The organism is Shinella sp. M31, from assembly GCF_049199205.1.
GTDB lineage: Bacteria > Pseudomonadota > Alphaproteobacteria > Rhizobiales > Rhizobiaceae > Shinella.
In genome coordinates this window covers 13,683-31,716 of sequence record NZ_JBLZPH010000147.1, presented here as the reverse complement: position 1 = coordinate 31,716, position 18,034 = coordinate 13,683, and the positions used below count along the sequence as shown (strand labels likewise).

The window sequence follows — 18,034 nt, the reverse complement described above, 5'->3', positions numbered from 1 at the left end:
ACGCAACCGCGCCTTGTTATTTCGGCGCGAATTCTCCTTCAGCGAACGTAAAATTAACCGCACAATCCGATAGTTACGCCAACCGATCCTCCTTGAGCGCAGACGAATTCCGCTGCGCCTATCCGATGGCGTATCATGAGCAGCAAGGCCGCCCCCGCTTCGAAGGACACCGCGTCCACCGCTCCGCCGATCATGGCGCGCATCGCCCATGTCATGGCCAATCTCGGCATTGCCGGGCTGCCGCGAAACTATGAGCTGATCTTCGAAGCCCTGAACGGCAATGCCGGCGTGGCGCGCGAGATCGCCGCACTTGGCAAGACGCCGGATCAGACCGCGCTCGATGCGATCGCGCTACGCCATTCCCTGCCGAGCCACAATGTGCTTGCCGCCGGCCAGGCCGCGGGGGAAGCCGTGCGCCTACTGACCGAAATCGCCGAGACATCCGAAGCCAACCGCCGACAGCGCGCCGCCTCCATGCAGGAACTGGAAGAAATTTCCGCCCGCATGCGCAAGGATCCGGTGCTCGGCATTTCGGATTTCGCGACCGATACAGTGCGCCTGCTGTCCATCATGCGCGACCTTCTGGGCCACGACCGCAGCTCCACCGAACGGATCGGCGATCTTCAGGCCCATCTCGACGGCCTGCGCTCCGGCCTTGCCTTCAGCCGCGAGGCGCTGACGCATGATCCGGTGACGGGTCTTGCAAACCATGCCGCGCTGCTTGGCCGGTTGAAGACGTTCTTCCAGACCGAAGCCGAGGACGGCACCGCCGCCCTCCTGCTATTCCGTGTCGAGCAGCTCAAGGAGTTCGCCGAGACCCATCCGGCAGGCGCTGCGGAAAAGACGCTGAAGCGGCTTGCCTCCATCTTCCGCCGCTCGGTCAAGAAGGACGATTTCGTCGCCCGCACCGGGCCGGATCTGTTCTGCCTGCTTCTGCCCGATGTCAGCCGCGAGATCGCTGTCACCATCGCGCGCCGCATTGCTGCCCACGTTGCCGAAAAGCCCTTCCCCTTCCTGGACCGCGAGCTTCCCGCCGGCTTCCTGACACTGATTGCCGGCGTCTCGATGACCGATTCGGCCGACGCCCCCGCCATGCTCTACGACCAGGCCGACCAGGCCCTCACCTACGCCGCCGACACCGGCATCGCGCTTCGCATCTATTCCGCCGAGGTAGCGGATCGGGTGGCGCGTGGTTATCGGGCGGGTGCGGCGGGTTGAAAGCGGCATGCATTGTTTTCCGCTCTTGACCCATTACAGATATCCCGAGGGGCTTCACTCGCGCCCGATCTGATCAAGGAATGCGTTGAAGTCAGCCGCGATTAGCGCGGCGCTATCGCCTCCAGCCACCATGTCGATCGAAACAACGGGCCAAGGTCGTCCACTGCGAAGATCGAAGGCAATGTATTCCCCACCGCCGTCCCCTCCGATAATGAGAAAACCATCCAGGTCCGCCTGACCGTGGTTCGAGCTCGCAATCGTCGCCGTGACTGTCGTGACCGAATCTAAGCAAAAATTGTAAGGGCTCACCGGAAGTGGCCCTTCTCCCCCATCACTAAATGCGAGCAAATCCAAATAACGTTGAGGCAGATTTTCCGGTGCTGCTAAGCGCAATCGAGCCAAATCGTCTGAGGTTGCTCCATTTTCACCTGTCCAATTTCGCCCTTCAAGCATCCGCACTCCACCTCCAATGGATAAATCTGCTGACTTTGGAAACCTCAGCGGCCTTCAGATTCAATAGACAGTTTTGCCATGTCCGCAATGTCTCCTTCCATCGCATTCCGAACACAAAACCGCTTCGCACTTTCGCGGGAATTGCTCTATAGAGCCGGCATGATCACGATTTCCGGCCTCACCGCCCGCATTGCCGGGCGTCTCCTCATTGATAACGCGTCCCTTTCGCTGCCGAGCGGCGTGAAGGTCGGTCTTGTCGGGCGCAACGGCACCGGCAAGTCGACGCTGTTTCGCATCATCACCGGCCAGCTCGCTTCCGAGGCCGGTACTGTCACGATGCCGAAGAACGCGCGCATCGGCCAGGTGGCGCAGGAAGCACCGGGGACGGACGAATCGCTGATCGAGATCGTGCTTTCCGCCGACAAGGAGCGCGCGAGCCTTCTGAAGGAAGCGGAGACGGCAACGGATCCGCACCGCATCGCCGAAATCCAGACGCGGCTCACCGATATCGGTGCGCATTCGGCGGAATCGCGCGCGGCCAGCATCCTGGCCGGTCTCGGCTTCGATCACGAGGCACAGCTTCGCCCGGCCAAAAGCTTTTCCGGCGGCTGGCGCATGCGCGTGGCGCTGGCGGCGGTGCTGTTTTCCGAGCCGGACCTGCTTTTGCTCGACGAACCGACCAACTATCTCGACCTCGAAGGCACGCTCTGGCTGGAAGACTATGTGCGGCGCTACCCGCACACTGTCATCATCATCAGCCACGACCGCGACCTGCTGAACACCGCCGTCAACGCCATCGTGCATCTCGACCAGCAGAAGCTGACCTTCTATCGCGGCTCCTACGACCAGTTCGAGCGCCAGAAGGCCGAGAACGACGAATTGCAGATGAAGGCGAAGGCGAAGAACGACGCCGCGCGAAAACATCTGCAAAGCTTCATCGATCGCTTCAAGGCCAAGGCCACCAAGGCCAAGCAGGCGCAGAGCCGCGTCAAGGCGCTGGAGCGCATGGGAACGGTCGCGGCCGTCATAGAGACGCATGTGCAGCCGATCACCTTCCCCGAGCCGGAAAAGCAGCCGGCCTCGCCGATCATCGCCATCGAGGGCGGCGCGGTGGGCTATGCACCGGGCAAACCCATCCTCAAGCAGATCAACCTGCGCATCGACAATGACGATCGCATCGCGCTGCTCGGCTCGAACGGCAACGGCAAGTCGACCTTCGCGAAGTTCATCTCGGGGCGGCTGGAGGCCGAGGCGGGCGTGGTCAAGCGCGCGCCGGGCCTAAAGATCGGTTTCTTCGCCCAGCACCAGCTGGACGACCTCATTCCCGACCAGTCGCCCGTCGAACATGTGCGCCGGCTGATGCCGGAAGCGCCGGAGGCCAAGGTACGGGCCCGCGTGGCCCAGATGGGCCTTGCCACGGAAAAGATGGCCACGCCTGCCAAGGACCTTTCCGGCGGCGAGAAGGCCCGCCTGCTGATGGGCCTTGCCGCTTTCGATGCGCCGAACCTGCTGATCCTCGACGAACCGACGAACCATCTCGACATCGACAGCCGCCGCGCTCTGATCGAGGCGCTGAACGATTATGAAGGCGCCGTCATCCTGATCTCGCACGACCGCCACCTCATCGAGGCGACCGTCGACAGGCTGTGGCTGGTCAACAACGGCACCGTGAAGACCTTCGACGGCGACATGGAGGAATATCGCAGCCTCATCGTCCAGTCGCCGAGGAAGGACGACAAGGACAAGGCGGCCTCCACCGGCGACACGGCCAACAAGGCCGACCAGCGCAAGGCGAATGCCGACCGCCGCGCGCAGTTCGCGCCGCTCAAGAAAAAGATCAATGAAATCGAATCGCTGACGGCGAAACTGCACAAGCAGATTCAGCTTCTTGATGCGGAACTTGCGGACCCGACGCTCTACGAAAAGAGCCCGGCCAAGGCCGCGGAGAAGGCAAAACTGCGCTCCATGGCCGTCGACAAGCTGAACGACGCCGAAGAGCAGTGGCTGGAGCTTTCGGCAGAATATGAGGAGGCGATGGCCGGGTAATCCCGGCTACGTCTTTTCAAGAAACGCTCAAAAAACAGGCAGATAGCCGGATGCCCCGTCTACGACGAAAGTCGTAGCGGGCCCGTTCCGCGTTCTTTGCCACCTTGGCTTGAAACCCCCTCGCCGACATGGTTAGCTCCGCCCTGATGACACGAGGGTGGATGAAAACATCCGCCCGCCATTGGGAGGAAACTATGGATCGTCGTTCATTCATCAAGAAAGCCGGTGTCGCGGGCGTGGGCGGTGCGGCCGCCACCGTGCTGGCATCGCCGGCCATCGCGCAGAGCAATCCGAAGATCAACTGGCGTCTCGCCTCGTCTTTCCCGAAATCGCTCGACACCATCTACGGCGGCGCCGAGGTTCTGTCGAAATACGTCTCCGAAGCGACGGATGGTAATTTCCAGATCCAGGTCTTCGCCGCAGGCGAGATCGTGCCCGGCCTGCAGGCCGCCGATGCCGCCGCGGCCGGCACCGTGGAGGCCGCCCACACCGTTTCCTACTACTACTGGGGCAAGGACCCGGTCTGGGCACTGGGTGCTGCCGTGCCCTTCGCGCTCAATGCGCGCGGCATGAACGCCTGGCAGTACCACGGCGGCGGCATCGACATGTTCAACGAGTTCCTGGCGACCCAGGGCCTCGTCGGCTTCCCCGGCGGCAATACCGGCGTGCAGATGGGCGGCTGGTTCCGCAAGGAAATCAAGACGGTTGCCGACATGTCCGGCCTGAAGATGCGCATCGGCGGTTTTGCCGGCAAGGTGGTCGAAAAGCTCGGCGTGGTGCCGCAGCAGATCGCCGGCGGCGACATCTATCCCTCGCTCGAAAAGGGCACGATCGACGCCGCCGAATGGGTCGGTCCCTATGACGACGAGAAGCTCGGCTTCTACAAGGTCGCGCCCTACTATTACTATCCCGGCTGGTGGGAAGGTGGCCCGACCGTTCACGCCCTCTTCAACAAGGCCGCTTTCGACGGCCTGCCGAAGGCCTATCAGTCGCTGCTGCGCACGGCCTGCCAGGCGACCGACGCGAACATGCTGCAGAAGTACGACTACCTAAACCCGACGGCCATCAAGCGCCTCGTCGCCGCCGGCGCGAAGCTTAGCCCGTTCAGCCAGGAAATCCTGTCGGCCTGCTTCGACGCCGCCAATGAGGTGTATGCCGAGATGGAAGCCTCGAACCCGACCTTCAAGAAGATCTGGGACTCCATCAAGGCCTTCCGTGGCGAGTTCTATTTGAACGCCCAGATCGCCGAATACAACTACGATACGTTCATGATGATCCAGCAGCGCAGCAACAAGCTGTAAGCGGACGTCACGGGTGAAAATACAGCCCCGGAGCATCGCTGCTCCGGGGTTTTCTTTTGCCGAATGATAAGGCTGCCGGGCCGGATAGACGCTTTTCGAAGAACACGCGGTCGAAACCATCCTCATGCCGTCGCGCCACCTCGACATAACCAAGCCGGGGATAGATGGAGAGGTTGTCGGTCATCTTCTCGTTTGTGTAGAGATGCACCGCGAACCATCGGCGCCGGCTTCCGGCCGATGACGGCGACATAGCGGGCATAGGCCTGCTCGGCACAGTCACGGATCTGCGCTTCATCGCCCGGATCGGCCTGTCTGATCATTCAGCTTCTCCCATGATCTGCGGCTCGCCGATTTCCACGGCATGCCCGTCAGGATCGTAGAAGCGGAACACACGCTGCCCCCAGGCCTGCCGTTCGACAGGGTGGATCAGGTCCACATGCGGCGCGATGCGCGCGAAGGCGGCGTCGATATCCTGGTCCTCGAAATAGAGCAGCATGTTCCTGCGTCCGTAAGCCTGCTCCGTTGCGGAGGCTTCTCCCCAGATCGTCTTTTCGAGCGCGGACCCGTCATGGATCGCAAATCCCGTCTCGAAAAGCACGAAGCTGCCGAAATCCTCCAGCACCCTGAGACCGAGCCTCGTCTCGTAGAACGCTCGGGAGCGGGCGATATCGCGGACGAAAGGAATGGGGTTCACAAAACGCATCAGAGGCCTCCCAGCGATATGAAAAAACCGCCTGCAACGAGGTTACAGGCGGTTCTCCTGGGTCTTCAAGATGTTTCAGCGACCCATGCCGGTCAGTTGAACGATGGCGGGCTGGACAGGTCGGTGGCCGGTTTCTGCTCCGTGCCCTGCTGGCCACCCTCGGCCGGCTTCTGCTCGGCGGCGCCATCCAGCGGGTTGCCGGCGGGCAGCTGCAGGCCGCCCGGCAGGCCGAGGCCGCCGCCGTTGTCGGGCAGCGTCAGACCACCGCCATTGGTGCCGAAGCCGGGGACCTCAATCTTGATGGTCGCCGGATCGACGCCGCTGCCTTCGCCCTTGTAGTGCATGACCATGCCCGGGAAGAGGATGGTCAGGCCCACCATGACGATCTGAATGCAGACGAAGGGCACGGCACCCCAATAAATCTGCCCCGTCGTCACGGGCTCCATCCGCTTGCCCGTGAGCTTGTCGAGATAGGGCACCTTGGCCGCGACAGAGCGCAGATAGAACAGCGCGAAGCCGAAGGGCGGGTGCATGAAGCTCGTCTGCATGTTGATGCCGAGCAGCACACCGAACCAGATGAGATCGATGCCGAGCTTGTCGGCAGCGGGTGCGAGCAGCGGCACGATGATGAAGGCAAGTTCGAAGAAATCGAGGAAGAACGCCAGGAAGAAGACCAGCAGGTTCACTGCGATCAGGAAGCCCGTTTCGCCACCCGGCAGCGAGACCAGCAGGTGCTCGACCCAAAGATGCCCGTTCACGCCGTAGAAAGTGAGCGAGAACACGCGGGCGCCGATGAGGATGAACAGCACGAAGGCCGACAGGCGGGTGGTGGCGGTCAGAGCCGAGCGGATAACGTCCATTGTCAGCCGCCCCTTGGCGGCGGCCATGATGAGCGCGCCGACGGCACCCATCGCGCCCCCTTCGGTCGGCGTCGCAATGCCGAGGAAGATCGTGCCGAGCACGAGGAAGATCAGCGCCAGCGGCGGGATCAGTACGATGATGACCTGCTGGGCAAGCCGCGACATCATGTTGATGTTCATCGTCTTATCGGCAAGCGCCACGACATAGATGAAGATGACGCCGACGGTGGCGCCGAGGATGTCGGCATTCTCGCCATGCGTCGGGGAGAGATAGACATGCGCGGCATAGGCGATGCCGGCTGCGACGGCGAGCGCGATTGCCAGCGACGTCACGCCGGATCCGAGCGACCGCGCCTCCAGCGGCAGGGCCGGCATCGAATCCCGCCGCACGAAGGTCATCAGCAGGATGTAGCCCATATAGAGGCCGGTCAGAACCAAGCCGGGGATGAGCGCGCCGGCATACATATCACCGACCGAGCGGCCGAGCTGGTCGGCGAGAACGATCAGCACGAGCGACGGCGGGATGATTTGGGCGAGCGTACCGGATGCCGCGATGACGCCCGAGGCGACGCGCCGGTCATACCCGTAGCGCAGCATGATCGGCAGCGAGATGAGGCCCATCGCGATGACCGAGGCGGCAACGACGCCCGTGGTGGCCGCCAGCAGCGCGCCGACGAAGATGACCGCATAGGCAAGGCCGCCGCGGATCGGCCCGAAGAGCTGGCCGATCGTGTCAAGCAGGTCTTCAGCCATGCCGGAGCGTTCGAGCACGATCCCCATGAAGGTAAAGAAGGGGATGGCGAGCAATGTGTCGTTCGACATCACCCCCCATAACCGTTCCGGCATCGCATTGAGCAGCGGCCAGGAGAGATTGATCGAATCGGACAGCGGCGCGAGTTCCACGCCGATGATGAAAAAGAGCAGACCATTGGCCGCGAGCGAGAATGCCACAGGATAGCCCAGCAGCAGGAACACGATCAGCGATACGAACATGATCGGCGCGAGGTTTTCGGCAATGAACTCGATCATGCACCCTTCTCCTCGGCTACAGTGTCGAGCGGCGCATGCGTCGGCACATAGGGCGTGGGATCCTCCATGTCGCCGCGCATGATGGCGAGCTTCTTGATGATCTCCGACACGCCCTGGGCGGCAAGCAGCACGAAGCCGGCAAGCAGGATGGCCTTGGCCGGCCAGACGATGAGGCCGCCGGCGCTGGAAGAGCCCTCACCCGAGCGATAGGACATCAGCACATAGGGCACCAGAAAATAGACCATCAGCAGCACGAAGGGCATCAGGAACAGCAGATGCCCGAGCAGATCGATCCAGTGCTGCACCCGCCGGGAGAACTTGCCGTAGACGACATCGATTCGGATATGCTCGTTCTGTGCCAGCGTATAGGCGGCGGCGAGCATGAAGGCGCCGCCGAACAGATACCATTGCGCCTCGAGCCAGGCGTTGGACGATATGTTGAAAACCTTTCGGATGACGGCATTTCCGGCGCTGACGAGCACGGCGACCAGGATCAGCCAGCCAACGGCCTTCCCGATATTTTCCGTGATCGTGTCGATCAGCCGGCTGAAAACCAGCAGCGTCTTCATGATAATTCCTCCCCGCCCGGCGTGTTCTTGCTTTGGTGCCAAGCATGGCCAGAGTGCCGATTTCAGGGTTCGTTTCAAGTCCGAAGCCCCGTTTTCCCGAGCTGAGAGCCCGCCTTAGACGAAAGACGAAGACGCCCTTCAGGCAGATGCACAAAGGTTAGGCACAGACACATGCAAACACGCCCTTGCCGCCGCCGGCCGTTCTGCTAAAACACCGGCTAAATCATCATACAAATGAGGGTGGAGACATGTCCCCGATCAATCTCGCAATCGTCGGCGTCGGCAAGATCGTGCGCGACCAGCATCTTCCAGCCGTCGCCAAGAACAACGATTACAAGCTGATCGCCGCTGCGAGCCGCCATGGCATGGTCGATGGCATCGACAATTTCAAGTCGATCGACGAGATGCTGGCGGCCGTGCCCACCGTCCAGGCCGTCTCGCTCTGCATGCCGCCGCAATACCGCTACGAAGCCGCCGAGAAGGCGCTGTCGGCCGGCAAGCATGTCTTCCTCGAAAAGCCGCCGGGTGCGACGCTGTCGGAAGTCGCCGATCTCGAGGCGCTGGCCGCCTCCAAGGGCCTGTCGCTGTTTGCCAGCTGGCATTCGCGTTATGCGCCGGCCGTTGAAGCGGCGAAAAGCTTCATCTCCGGCACGACGCTGCGCTCCATGCAGGTGAACTGGAAGGAAGACGTGCGCCATTGGCATCCGAACCAGGAATGGATCTGGCAGGCGGGCGGGCTCGGCGTGTTCGATCCGGGTATCAATGCGCTCTCCATCGTCACCCACATCCTGCCGCGCCCGGCCTTCATCACGGCCGCGACGCTGGAGTTCCCGGAAAACCGCGATGCGCCGATCGCCGCGTCGATGACCTTCTCCGACGCCAAGGGGCTCGATCTCAAGGCCGAGTTCGACTGGCGCCAGACCGGCAAGCAGAGCTGGGACATCGTGGCACAGACGGAAGCCGGCGAGATGGTGCTGTCGGAGGGCGGCGCGAAGCTTTCGATCGACGGCAAGCTGGTGCATGACGAGCCGGAGCAGGAATATCCGATGCTCTACAAGCGTTTCGCTGAGATCGTGAAGGCCGGAAAATCCGACGTCGACCTCGCGCCGCTGCGCCATGTCGCCGACGCCTTCATGCTCGGCCGGCGCAAATTCGTCGAAGCCTTCCACGATTGAGAAAGAGGCCCGCTTCGCGCGGGCCTTTTCATTTTCGCCGTCCTCAGGCCGTTGCAGCGAGCGGAGCCGGACGCTTGAGCAGCATCACCGACAGCGCAGCGAGGATGCAGGCGAGACCGGCAATCTGCAGCGCGGGCATATAGGTATCGAAGTCGCTCTTCAGGTAGCCGGCGCCGAAGGCGGCGGTGGCAGCGCCGAGCTGATGGCCGGCGAAGACCCAGCCGAACACCATGCCGGCCTTTTCGCGGCCGAAATTCTCGGCGGCGAGTTTAACGGTCGGCGGCACGGTCGCGACCCAATCGAGGCCGTAGAAGACGGCGAAGACCGAGAGTTCCACAAAGCTGAAGCCCGAGAAGGACAGATAGAGCAGCGACAGGCCGCGCAGACCGTAGAACCAGAAGAGCAGGACGCGGTTGTCGTAGCGGTCCGACAGCCAGCCGGCGAAGACGGTGCCGAGGAAATCGAAGACGCCGATCACCGCCAGCGTGCCGGCTGCCGTCACCGCCGCCATGCCGAAATCGCCGCAGATCGAGATCCAGTGCGTCTGGATCAGGCCGTTGGTGGAAAGGCCGCAGACGAAGAAGGTGCCGAACAGCACCCAGAAGACGGCATTGCCGGAAACGCTTCTCAGCGTGACGAGCGGGGCGAGCAGTGTGGCGCCGAGGCTGTGATCCTGCTTCGGCGGCTTGACGATCGCCGTCTCGCCATAGGCCGGCAGGCCGACATCGGCGGGGTAGTCCCTCATCAGGAGCAGGACGAGCACCATGGCGGTCGCAATGACCGCGACGGAGAGCGTCAGGGCCGTGCGCCAACCGTAAGCCTCGGTCAGCGCAGCGAGCAGCGGCAGGAAGACGAGCTGGCCGGTGGCGTTGCTCGCCGTCATCAGCCCGACGACGAGACCGCGGCGCTTGGAAAACCAGCGGGTGGCGACAGTCGCACCGAGCACCAAAGCCGTCATGCCCGTGCCGACGCCGATGACGATGCCCCAGAGCAGAAGAAGCTGCCAGACCTCAGCCATGAAGAACGAGGCGACGATGCCGCCCATGATGAGCGCCAGCGCCGTGCCCACCACCTGGCGGATGCCGAAATGGTTCATGAAGGCGGCGGCAAACGGGCCGAGCAGGCCGAAGAGCACGAGGCGAACCGCCATGGCGGAGGAAATATCGGCGATATCCCAGCCGAATTCCTGATGCAGCGGCTGGATCATCACGCCGGCCGAACCCATGGCGCCGGCGGTTGCCAGCATGGTCAGGAAAGTGGTCGCGGCGACCACCCAGCCATAGTGCAGGTTCCGGCCGGCCATCCATCTGGCAACGCGTGTGGAAACCATTTTTGAAAACCCTCTTTCGTTGAGCCGCAGAGCGGCGAATTTACGGGTAGATACCCACTTCAAGGTAAGAATCAGAGGGCTGCGAGCAGTTCCCGCAACCGGTCCGCGCCGTCGGGGCCGAGTCGGCCTTCGATCTTGTCCTGCACGGAATCCCAGAGTGGCGCCCCTTCCCTGAGCACCGCGTGCCCAGCCTCGCTCACCGTCAGCGTCGCCTCGCGCTGGTCCTTGCCGGGGCGGATTTCCACGAGCCCCATACGCTCCAGCACCTTGGCATTGCGGCCGACCGTCGAACGGTCGAGTTCGACGCGCGCGCCGAGATCCGTCAAAGAGACCGGCGCCATGCGGTTGATGTTCCTGAGAAGGCTGAACTGGGCGATGTTGACGCCAAGCGGCGCCAGCGCCTCGTCATAATAGGACGAGACCTTTCGCGACGCCTTGCGCAGCACGATGCAGTGGCAAATATCCTTGTTCATTTTCGCGGGTATATACCCGCGAAAGCTCATGCGCAAGAGACCATGGAATCCAGAATCGATCAGGCCTTCTTCATCCAGCGCCCGTCGCTGTTCTGCTGCCAGTAGGTAAGCTGATGCCCCTCGCCTTTCAGGCGCTTCCAGTGTTCCCGCGCCGTCTCCACTTCCGACTGGTCGTAGCCATCGAACATGAAGATCACACGCTCGTAGGCATCGAGCGGCGGGGGTGCGGCGCCGGCGACGATGAAACGCACGGTCGCGGCATTGGCATTGTCGGGCGCCGTCGTCAAAAGCACGGGCTGCTCGGCGGCGAAATCCTGCTCGTCCGTGCCGTGCGGCAGAAAACTGTCCTCGCGGAACGTCCAAAGATGCGCATCCAGCGCATCGCGCCGCTCGGCATCCCCCGTCTGCACGACGACGCGCCAGCCGCGCTCCAGGCTCTTGTCGAGCAAGGGCGGCAGCGCGTCTTCGAGCTTCGATTCGGTCAGGTGGTAGAAGAGGACCTCGCTCACCCTCTCCTCACCCTTCGTAGTTCGCGCGCACCAGCTCGTCGAGCAGGCGTACGCCGAAGCCGGAGGCCCAGGAGTGGTTGATCTCGTCGGACGGCGAGCCGATGGCGGTGCCGGCGATGTCGAGATGCGCCCAGGGCGTGTCCTTGACGAAACGCTGCAGGAACTGCGCGGCGGTGATGGAACCGGCATAACGGCCGCCGGTGTTCTTCATATCGGCAAATTTGCTGTCGATCATCTTGTCGTATTCGCGGCCGAGCGGCATGCGCCACAGGCGTTCGTTGGTGGCGAGGCCGGCGGCGGTCAGGCGACCGGCCAGCGTGTCGTCGTTGGAGAACAGGCCGGCATGGTGGCTGCCGAGCGCCACCATGATCGCGCCGGTCAGCGTTGCGAGGTTCACCATGAACTGCGGCTTGAAGGTCTCGTTGCAGTACCACAGCGCGTCGCACAGAACGAGGCGTCCCTCGGCATCGGTGTTGATGACCTCGATCGTCTGGCCGGACATGGATTTGACGATATCGCCGGGGCGCTGGGCATTACCATCAGGCATGTTTTCCACAAGGCCGAGAATGCCGACGACATTGGCCTTGGCCTTGCGGGCGGCGAGCGTGTGCATGAGGCCGATGACGGCGGCGGCACCGCCCATGTCGCCCTTCATATCTTCCATGCCGGCGGCCTGCTTGATCGAGATGCCGCCCGAATCGAAGACGACGCCCTTGCCGATGAAGGCGATCGGGCGGTCCTTCTCCTTGCCGCCCTTCCACTGCATGATCGCCAGGCGCGGCGGACGCACGGAGCCCTGTGCGACGCCGAGAAGGGCTGCCATGCCGAGCTTCTTCATCTCGCGCTCGGTGAGGATATCCACCTCGACGCCGAGCTTTTCCAATGCCTTGGCCTTGTCGGCGAATTCGACCGGGCCGAGCACGTTGGCCGGCTCGTTGACGAGGTTGCGGGCGAGGATGACGCCCTCGGCCACCGCGTCGGAGATGTCGTTCGCCTTCTTTGCGGCATTCGCATGGGCGGTGACGAGCGTGACCTTCGCGGCCTTTCCGCCTCTCGCCTCTTCGTCATCGGCCTTCTTCGTCTTGTAGGTATCGAAGCTGTAGGCGCCGAGCTGCATGCCGAGCGCAAAGTCGGCGGCGTTCTGGGCGGTCACGGTGATGCCGGGCGCATCGAGATAGATCGTCGCCTTTTCCGAGCCGCGGATTTTCGCGGCCGCGGCCCCACCGGCCTTCAGCCAGTCATGCGCGGTCAGCTTGTCGGCGTCGCCGAGGCCCAGCACGAGAATACGGTCGGCGGAAGCGCCATGCGGCGCAAGCACATCGAGCGTCTTCAAGGCCTTGCCGGTGAATTTCGCCACGCCGGTAGCACGGGTCACCGCACCCTCGGGATCGACATCGTCGACTGAGGCCGCCGTCTGGCCGGCAACCTGCAGGAGGATTACAAGGCCGCCCGCCGCGCGCGCCGACTTTGCAAAACCGATATCGAAGGGGAAAGCCATGAATTTACTCCGCATGGGGGGCCGTTTAGCCTATGAGCGCTCTGGTGAAGACCGCGAAAGACGACAAATCGCATCAATTCCTTGTCGCTTTTACGGCGCTTGGCAAGATGCGCGACCTTGTTTACAGATGGTTAAGCATGCTTGTTCGCCATAAATTTTCCTTGTCGGCGGAAGATCTCCGCTATGGCATCAGCCTCAAGAAAGCTTATATGGCCATCCAGTTGCGACGGGCGTCATGAACCGGAGCCGCTTGTCGGAAACGCGGACCAAACGATGAAATTGATCGAGCGCTATATCCTGCGGCGGGCGTCGCTCATGTTCGTCGCCACGCTCGTGCCCCTGCTCGGCATCGTCTGGGTCACGCAGGCCTTGACGAATATCAACCTCGTCACCGACAGCGGCCAGTCGACCTTCGCCTTCCTGAAGCTCGCCACCCTCATCCTGCCCTCGGTCGTGCCGATCATCCTGCCCTTTGCGCTGGTCATCGGCGTGGCGCAGACGTTGACCGTCATGAATTCCGATTCGGAGCTGACGGTGCTGAACTCGGCCGGCAGCTCGCGCATGACCATCATCCGGCCGGTGATGATCCTCGCGGTGGCGATGAGCTTCGTCTCCTTTGCCGTCGACAATTTCGTCGAACCCTCGTCGCGCACCGCGGTGCGCAAGATGATCGCGACGGCACATGCCGACATGCTCTCGGCGGTCGTGCAGGAAAACACCTTCCGCAAGATCACCGACGGCCTCTATGTGCAAGTAGCCCAGCGCCGCAACGGCGGCGTGCTGCTCGGCCTTTTCGTGGCCGATACGCGCGATCCACGCTTCGAGATGGTCTATTACGCCCGCGAGGGTGCGGTGGATGAAAACAGCTCGGCGCTGGTCATGAAGGACGGCGAGGTGCACCGCAAGCTGCCGGACGGCAATGTCTCGATCATCAAGTTCGATTCCTACGCCTTCGACCTTGCCGACCTGACGCAGAGCGCCGGCGCCTCGAATATCCGCGCCAAGGATCGCGACCTGCCCTATCTGTTCAATCCCGATCCCGATGATCCCTATTACAAGAAGGATCCGGGTTCGTTCACCGCCGAGCTGCACCGCCGCTTCACGGAATGGCTGTTCCCGGCGGTCTTCGGCCTCATCGCGCTCGTCGTCAGCGCGGATGCGCGCTCGCATCGCGAGGCGCGCGTGCATCCGATGATCACCGCGCTCCTGACGGCGCTCTTCATCCGCTGGGCGAGTTTCTACGCCTCCAACAATGCGGACGGCTCGGTCGTCTACGTCATCATCATGTATCTTATCCCCATCGGCACGGCGGCGCTTGCGATCCATTATCTCGGGCGCAACAAGACGCTCGAACTGCCGGTCACCTTCGGCGAGCGGCTGACGGATCTGCGCGACCGCCTGCTGGCGCGTTTCGGCAGAACCACCTCGGGCGGGAGCGGCACGCCATGATCCCGACCCTCGGCCGTTACTTCTTTCGCCGCTACGCCATCACGACCTTCTGGTTCCTGCTCGGCATCTTCTCGCTGATCTTCATCATCGATTTCAGCGAAATGTCGAACCGCGTCGGCGCGCTGCCGGGCTATACGCTGACCAGCGGATTGCTGGTGACGGCGCTGCGCATCCCGACGATCCTGATGCAGACGGTGCCCTTCGTCGCGCTGTTCGCCGGCATGGCCGCCCTCATCTCGCTCAACCGCCGCTACGAACTGGTCGTCACGCGCGCCGCCGGCATTTCGGTCTGGCAGTTCCTGCGGCCCTTCGTCATCGGCGCCTTCCTGTTTGGCATACTGGCGGTGCTGGCGATCAACCCGATTGCGGCCTGGGGATCGAAGAAGGCGCTGGAGCTGGAGTCCGGCTGGAGCGCCACCAGCGCGTCGCGTCCGGAAAACAGCATTCCATGGCTGCGCCAGATCTATAAGGGCGACCAGTCGATCATCGGTGCGAAGGCGGTTCTCGATGGCGGAACGCGCCTCGTCAACGTCACCGTCATTCACTTCGACGAAGAGAACAGGATCGTGCTTCGCCAGGATGCCGATTCGGCGACCTTGGAAGATGGTTACTGGCTGCTTAAGAATGTGCACGAGACCCGCAACGGGGAATTGCCGGTTCGTCTCGATGAGGTACAGCTTCGTACCAACTTGAAACAGGAATTCGTTTCGGAAAGCCTTGAAAAGCCTGAATCCATTCCGTTTTTCAGCCTCGGCCGGAAGATAGAGGTGGCAAAATCCTTCGGTTTCCCCACCAACGCCATGGAAACGCAGTTCCACTCGATGCTTTCGCTGCCGCTGCTTCTGGTTGCGATGACGCTGATCGCCGCCTGTGTATCATTGAAATTTAGCCGGTTTAATCAATCGAGTGCGGTGATTCTGGGTGGCATCCTTTCCGGCTTCATGCTTTATGTCGTCACCGTGCTTGTGAAGGCATTCGGAAGCAGCGGTGTTGTTCCTCCGTTCGTTGCGGCCTGGCTCCCAGTGGTCGTCGCAATGTCGTTGGGTGCGACCATACTACTGCATCAGGAGGACGGCTAAGTGGCGGCAGGTGACCGCAAGACGAATAGGTGGTTGAAAGCCGCCCTGCTTGCAGGTGCGGCCATGTGCGCCATCGTGTCCGGTTCCGCCCTCCCCGCGCAGGCCCAGTCGCCCGATATCGGCGCGATGGAACCCAAGCTGCCGGAAGATGCCAAGCTGCTGCTCGCAGCCAACGAACTCGTCTATAACAACGACACCGACAAGGTGATCGCCCGCGGCGCGGTGCAGATCAATTACGGCGGCTACAAGCTCGTTGCCCGCCAGGTCGAATACGACCAGAAGACCGGCCGCCTCAAGGCTGTCGGCAATATCGAGCTGATCGAACCGACCGGCAACCGCGTCTATGGCGACGAGATGGACCTGTCGGACGATTTCGCCAACGGCTTCATCAATGCGCTGCGCATCGAGACGACCGACCTCACCAAGCTGGCGGCAACCAGCGGCGAGCGCGTCAACGGCGAGGAGCTGATCCTCAATCACGCCGTCTATACCGCCTGCACGCCCTGCGCCACCGACCCGACCCATCGCTCGCTCTGGGAAATCAAGGCTGAGCGTGTCGTCCAGAACGGCCGCACGCACACGATCCGCCTCGAAAAGGCGCGTTTCGAGATGTTCGGCAAGCCGATCGCCTATATTCCCGTGCTGGAAATGCCGGATTATACGGTGAAGCGGAAGACCGGCTTCCTCTTTCCGAAATTCGGCTATGCGCAGAAGCTCGGGCTCGGTATCACGGCGCCTTACTATTTCGCGATCGCGCCGGATATGGACGCGACCTTCTCGCCGACCGTTCTGACGCGCCAGGGTTTCCTGGCCGAAGTCGAATTCCGCAAGCGCTTCCACAACGGCCTCGTGACCTTGCGGGCCGCCGGCATCGACCAGTTGAACCACAACGCCTTCGATCCCAATACGAGCGACCGGGAAGAAGACGGCTTCCGCGGCATGGTCGCCTCCGAAGGCCAGTTCAAGATCAATCCCCGCTGGGCTTTCGGCTGGGACGTGATGTTGCAGGGCGACAACAACTTTTCGCGCACCTATGAACTCGACGGCCTCAAGGATCGCATCCATACGAACCAGGGCTATCTGACGGGTCTCGGCCGCCGCAACAGCTTCGACCTGCGCGCTTTCTATTTCGACGTGCAGGACGCCGATCCGGACAGCAAGCTCGAGCGCCAGCAGGCGATCGCCCAGACGCTGGATCACGAATATATCGTGCCGCAGTCCGTCCTGGGCGGCGAGCTCAGCATCACGACGAACATCACCAACGTCCAGCGCGACCTGGCCGATTATTATTCGCTCGGCTCCAGCGACCGTTTCCGCGGGCTGGAGGGCGGCATGACGCGCCTGACGAGCGAACTGGAGTGGAAGCGCCAGTTCATCGTGCCCGGCGGCCTTGTGCTGACGCCCCTGCTCGCCGCACGCGGCGATGCCTACCGGCTCGACATGGTGACGCCCGCCGGTTACGGCGGCGATTACAATACGGATGACAGCGCGACCCGCACCATGCTGACGGCCGGCCTCGAGGCGCGCTACCCGATCCTGGCGACGACGGATAACAGCACGCACCTGTTCGAACCGATCGCGCAGATCTACGCCCGGCCGGACGAGGATTTTCCCGGCGGCCTGCCGAACGAGGATTCGCAGAGCTTCGTCTTCGATGCGACCAACCTCTTCGAACGCGACAAGTTCTCGGGCTTCGACCGGATCGAAGGCGGCACGCGCGCCAATCTCGGCATGCGCTATACCGGCACCTTCGACAACGGTCTGCGCCTGCGCAGCATTGTCGGCCAGTCGTTCCATCTCGGAGGCGTGAACTCCTTCGCCAGCGACGACCTGGTCAATGCCGGCGCCAATTCCGGCCTGGAAACCGATGCGTCCGACTATGTCGGCATGGCGGGCATCGACCTGCCGAACGGGCTTTCCATTGCCTCCAGCGCGCGGCTCGACAAGGATGACCTGTCGCTGCGCCGCTCCGACACGTCGCTGCGCTTCGATGGCGCACGCTTCGAGACCGAGATCACCTATACGCGTATCGCCGCTCAGCCGAACTATGGCCTGGCCAAGAATGCCAGCGAAATCCAGACCGCGGCCGCCTTCAAGTTCCGGGATTACTGGTCGGTGTTCGGGTCTCTGACCTACGACATCAACAACCAGAACCTGACGCGAAACGGCGTCGGCTTCTCCTATGACGACCGCGACACGGTTTTCTCGATCGTCTACGAGCAGACGCGCGACAAGTCGAACTCGACGGCGAACGACTGGTCGATCGGTGCGCGCCTGATGTTCCGCACGCTCGGCGACGTCAGCGTCGGCGATACGACGTTGACGGGCTTCGAGTAAGCGCC

The 18,034-nt window shown here is 62.5% G+C and carries 17 protein-coding genes; 8 read left to right on the top strand and 9 right to left on the bottom strand.

The window, feature by feature from the left end; translation table 11 throughout:
* Positions 1-135 precede the first annotated feature (135 nt).
* On the top strand, positions 136-1,218 hold the full coding sequence (locus ACOZKU_RS23415) for a GGDEF domain-containing protein (protein WP_421580901.1): 1,083 nt from the start codon (positions 136-138) through the stop codon (positions 1,216-1,218).
* A 54-nt stretch (positions 1,219-1,272) separates the two neighbouring features.
* Here ACOZKU_RS23415 and ACOZKU_RS23410 read toward each other — a convergent pair whose 3' ends face one another.
* Positions 1,273-1,671, bottom strand: coding sequence for an SMI1/KNR4 family protein (locus ACOZKU_RS23410; protein ID WP_421580913.1), 399 nt, complete (start codon positions 1,669-1,671; stop codon positions 1,273-1,275).
* Positions 1,672-1,830: 159 nt separating this feature from the next.
* On the opposite strand from ACOZKU_RS23410, the gene ACOZKU_RS23405 reads away from it, so the two are divergent.
* Together ACOZKU_RS23405 and ACOZKU_RS23400 are read left to right on the top strand one after the other, a co-directional pair.
* Positions 1,831-3,717, top strand: a complete 1,887-nt coding sequence (locus ACOZKU_RS23405; protein ID WP_421580900.1) for an ABC-F family ATP-binding cassette domain-containing protein — start codon at positions 1,831-1,833, stop codon at positions 3,715-3,717.
* A 194-nt stretch (positions 3,718-3,911) separates the two neighbouring features.
* Positions 3,912-5,018, top strand: a complete 1,107-nt coding sequence (locus tag ACOZKU_RS23400; protein ID WP_314087952.1) for a TRAP transporter substrate-binding protein — start codon at positions 3,912-3,914, stop codon at positions 5,016-5,018.
* A 7-nt stretch (positions 5,019-5,025) separates the two neighbouring features.
* Here the strand turns inward: ACOZKU_RS23400 and ACOZKU_RS23395 are convergent, their stop codons facing one another.
* The 4 genes from ACOZKU_RS23395 to ACOZKU_RS23380 all read right to left on the bottom strand — a co-directional run bounded on the left by ACOZKU_RS23395 (position 5,026) and on the right by ACOZKU_RS23380 (position 8,179).
* A complete protein-coding gene (locus ACOZKU_RS23395; RefSeq protein WP_421580899.1) occupies positions 5,026-5,202 on the bottom strand; it encodes a hypothetical protein in 177 nt (58 codons plus the stop codon).
* Positions 5,203-5,334: 132 nt separating this feature from the next.
* Complete coding sequence (locus ACOZKU_RS23390) at positions 5,335-5,721, bottom strand: VOC family protein (RefSeq protein WP_421580898.1); 387 nt, start codon at positions 5,719-5,721, stop codon at positions 5,335-5,337.
* A gap of 92 nt (positions 5,722-5,813) precedes the next feature.
* Positions 5,814-7,610: a TRAP transporter large permease gene (locus ACOZKU_RS23385; protein WP_421580897.1), complete on the bottom strand. Its 1,797-nt coding sequence runs from the start codon at positions 7,608-7,610 to the stop codon at positions 5,814-5,816.
* Entirely contained in the window at positions 7,607-8,179 is a 573-nt protein-coding gene (locus tag ACOZKU_RS23380) for a TRAP transporter small permease subunit (RefSeq protein ID WP_421580896.1), read from the bottom strand. The genes ACOZKU_RS23385 and ACOZKU_RS23380 overlap by 4 nt, the downstream gene beginning before the upstream one ends.
* Positions 8,180-8,427: 248 nt before the next feature.
* On the opposite strand from ACOZKU_RS23380, the gene ACOZKU_RS23375 reads away from it, so the two are divergent.
* On the top strand, positions 8,428-9,354 hold the full coding sequence (locus tag ACOZKU_RS23375; RefSeq protein ID WP_421580895.1) for a Gfo/Idh/MocA family protein: 927 nt from the start codon (positions 8,428-8,430) through the stop codon (positions 9,352-9,354).
* 43 nt (positions 9,355-9,397) lie between these two features.
* On the opposite strand, the gene ACOZKU_RS23370 is transcribed toward ACOZKU_RS23375, so the two are convergent.
* The 4 genes from ACOZKU_RS23370 to ACOZKU_RS23355 all read right to left on the bottom strand — a co-directional run bounded on the left by ACOZKU_RS23370 (position 9,398) and on the right by ACOZKU_RS23355 (position 13,164).
* Entirely contained in the window at positions 9,398-10,684 is a 1,287-nt protein-coding gene (locus ACOZKU_RS23370; protein ID WP_421580894.1) for an MFS transporter, read from the bottom strand.
* A gap of 71 nt (positions 10,685-10,755) precedes the next feature.
* Positions 10,756-11,157 (bottom strand): MarR family winged helix-turn-helix transcriptional regulator, encoded by a 402-nt coding sequence (locus ACOZKU_RS23365; protein WP_421580893.1) that lies wholly within the window; start codon positions 11,155-11,157, stop codon positions 10,756-10,758.
* 59 nt (positions 11,158-11,216) lie between these two features.
* Positions 11,217-11,666, bottom strand: coding sequence for a DNA polymerase III subunit chi (locus tag ACOZKU_RS23360; protein ID WP_314087938.1), 450 nt, complete (start codon positions 11,664-11,666; stop codon positions 11,217-11,219).
* Positions 11,667-11,673: 7 nt separating this feature from the next.
* Complete coding sequence (locus ACOZKU_RS23355) at positions 11,674-13,164, bottom strand: leucyl aminopeptidase (protein ID WP_421580892.1); 1,491 nt, start codon at positions 13,162-13,164, stop codon at positions 11,674-11,676.
* Between the two features lie 44 nt (positions 13,165-13,208).
* On the opposite strand from ACOZKU_RS23355, the gene ACOZKU_RS23350 reads away from it, so the two are divergent.
* The 4 genes from ACOZKU_RS23350 to ACOZKU_RS23335 are packed head-to-tail and all read left to right on the top strand — an operon-like array spanning position 13,209 to position 18,029.
* The gene (locus ACOZKU_RS23350; RefSeq protein ID WP_314087935.1) at positions 13,209-13,403 is read left to right on the top strand and encodes a hypothetical protein; all 195 of its coding nucleotides are present in this window, start codon (positions 13,209-13,211) and stop codon (positions 13,401-13,403) included.
* 34 nt (positions 13,404-13,437) lie between these two features.
* Positions 13,438-14,613 carry an LPS export ABC transporter permease LptF gene (lptF, locus tag ACOZKU_RS23345; RefSeq protein ID WP_421580891.1) on the top strand — a complete coding sequence of 392 codons (1,176 nt, stop codon included), beginning with the start codon at positions 13,438-13,440 and terminating at the stop codon, positions 14,611-14,613.
* Positions 14,610-15,692 carry an LPS export ABC transporter permease LptG gene (gene lptG, locus ACOZKU_RS23340; RefSeq protein WP_314087930.1) on the top strand — a complete coding sequence of 361 codons (1,083 nt, stop codon included), beginning with the start codon at positions 14,610-14,612 and terminating at the stop codon, positions 15,690-15,692. Before lptF ends, lptG begins: the two co-directional genes overlap by 4 nt.
* Positions 15,693-18,029, top strand: a complete 2,337-nt coding sequence (locus ACOZKU_RS23335) for an LPS-assembly protein LptD (RefSeq protein WP_314087928.1) — start codon at positions 15,693-15,695, stop codon at positions 18,027-18,029.
* Positions 18,030-18,034: the final 5 nt, after the last annotated feature.

What these genes read in the sequence shown, in the direction of transcription:
- ACOZKU_RS23415 (WP_421580901.1), top strand. Translation starts at nt 136, where the DNA reads ATGAGCAGCAAGGCCGCCCCCGCTTCGAAGGACACCGCGTCCACCGCT.
- ACOZKU_RS23410 (WP_421580913.1), bottom strand. Translation starts at nt 1,671, where the DNA reads ATGCTTGAAGGGCGAAATTGGACAGGTGAAAATGGAGCAACCTCAGAC.
- ACOZKU_RS23405 (WP_421580900.1), top strand. Translation starts at nt 1,831, where the DNA reads ATGATCACGATTTCCGGCCTCACCGCCCGCATTGCCGGGCGTCTCCTC.
- ACOZKU_RS23400 (WP_314087952.1), top strand. Translation starts at nt 3,912, where the DNA reads ATGGATCGTCGTTCATTCATCAAGAAAGCCGGTGTCGCGGGCGTGGGC.
- ACOZKU_RS23395 (WP_421580899.1), bottom strand. Translation starts at nt 5,202, where the DNA reads ATGACCGACAACCTCTCCATCTATCCCCGGCTTGGTTATGTCGAGGTG.
- ACOZKU_RS23390 (WP_421580898.1), bottom strand. Translation starts at nt 5,721, where the DNA reads ATGCGTTTTGTGAACCCCATTCCTTTCGTCCGCGATATCGCCCGCTCC.
- ACOZKU_RS23385 (WP_421580897.1), bottom strand. Translation starts at nt 7,610, where the DNA reads ATGATCGAGTTCATTGCCGAAAACCTCGCGCCGATCATGTTCGTATCG.
- ACOZKU_RS23380 (WP_421580896.1), bottom strand. Translation starts at nt 8,179, where the DNA reads ATGAAGACGCTGCTGGTTTTCAGCCGGCTGATCGACACGATCACGGAA.
- ACOZKU_RS23375 (WP_421580895.1), top strand. Translation starts at nt 8,428, where the DNA reads ATGTCCCCGATCAATCTCGCAATCGTCGGCGTCGGCAAGATCGTGCGC.
- ACOZKU_RS23370 (WP_421580894.1), bottom strand. Translation starts at nt 10,684, where the DNA reads ATGGTTTCCACACGCGTTGCCAGATGGATGGCCGGCCGGAACCTGCAC.
- ACOZKU_RS23365 (WP_421580893.1), bottom strand. Translation starts at nt 11,157, where the DNA reads ATGAACAAGGATATTTGCCACTGCATCGTGCTGCGCAAGGCGTCGCGA.
- ACOZKU_RS23355 (WP_421580892.1), bottom strand. Translation starts at nt 13,164, where the DNA reads ATGGCTTTCCCCTTCGATATCGGTTTTGCAAAGTCGGCGCGCGCGGCG.
- lptF (WP_421580891.1), top strand. Translation starts at nt 13,438, where the DNA reads ATGAAATTGATCGAGCGCTATATCCTGCGGCGGGCGTCGCTCATGTTC.
- lptG (WP_314087930.1), top strand. Translation starts at nt 14,610, where the DNA reads ATGATCCCGACCCTCGGCCGTTACTTCTTTCGCCGCTACGCCATCACG.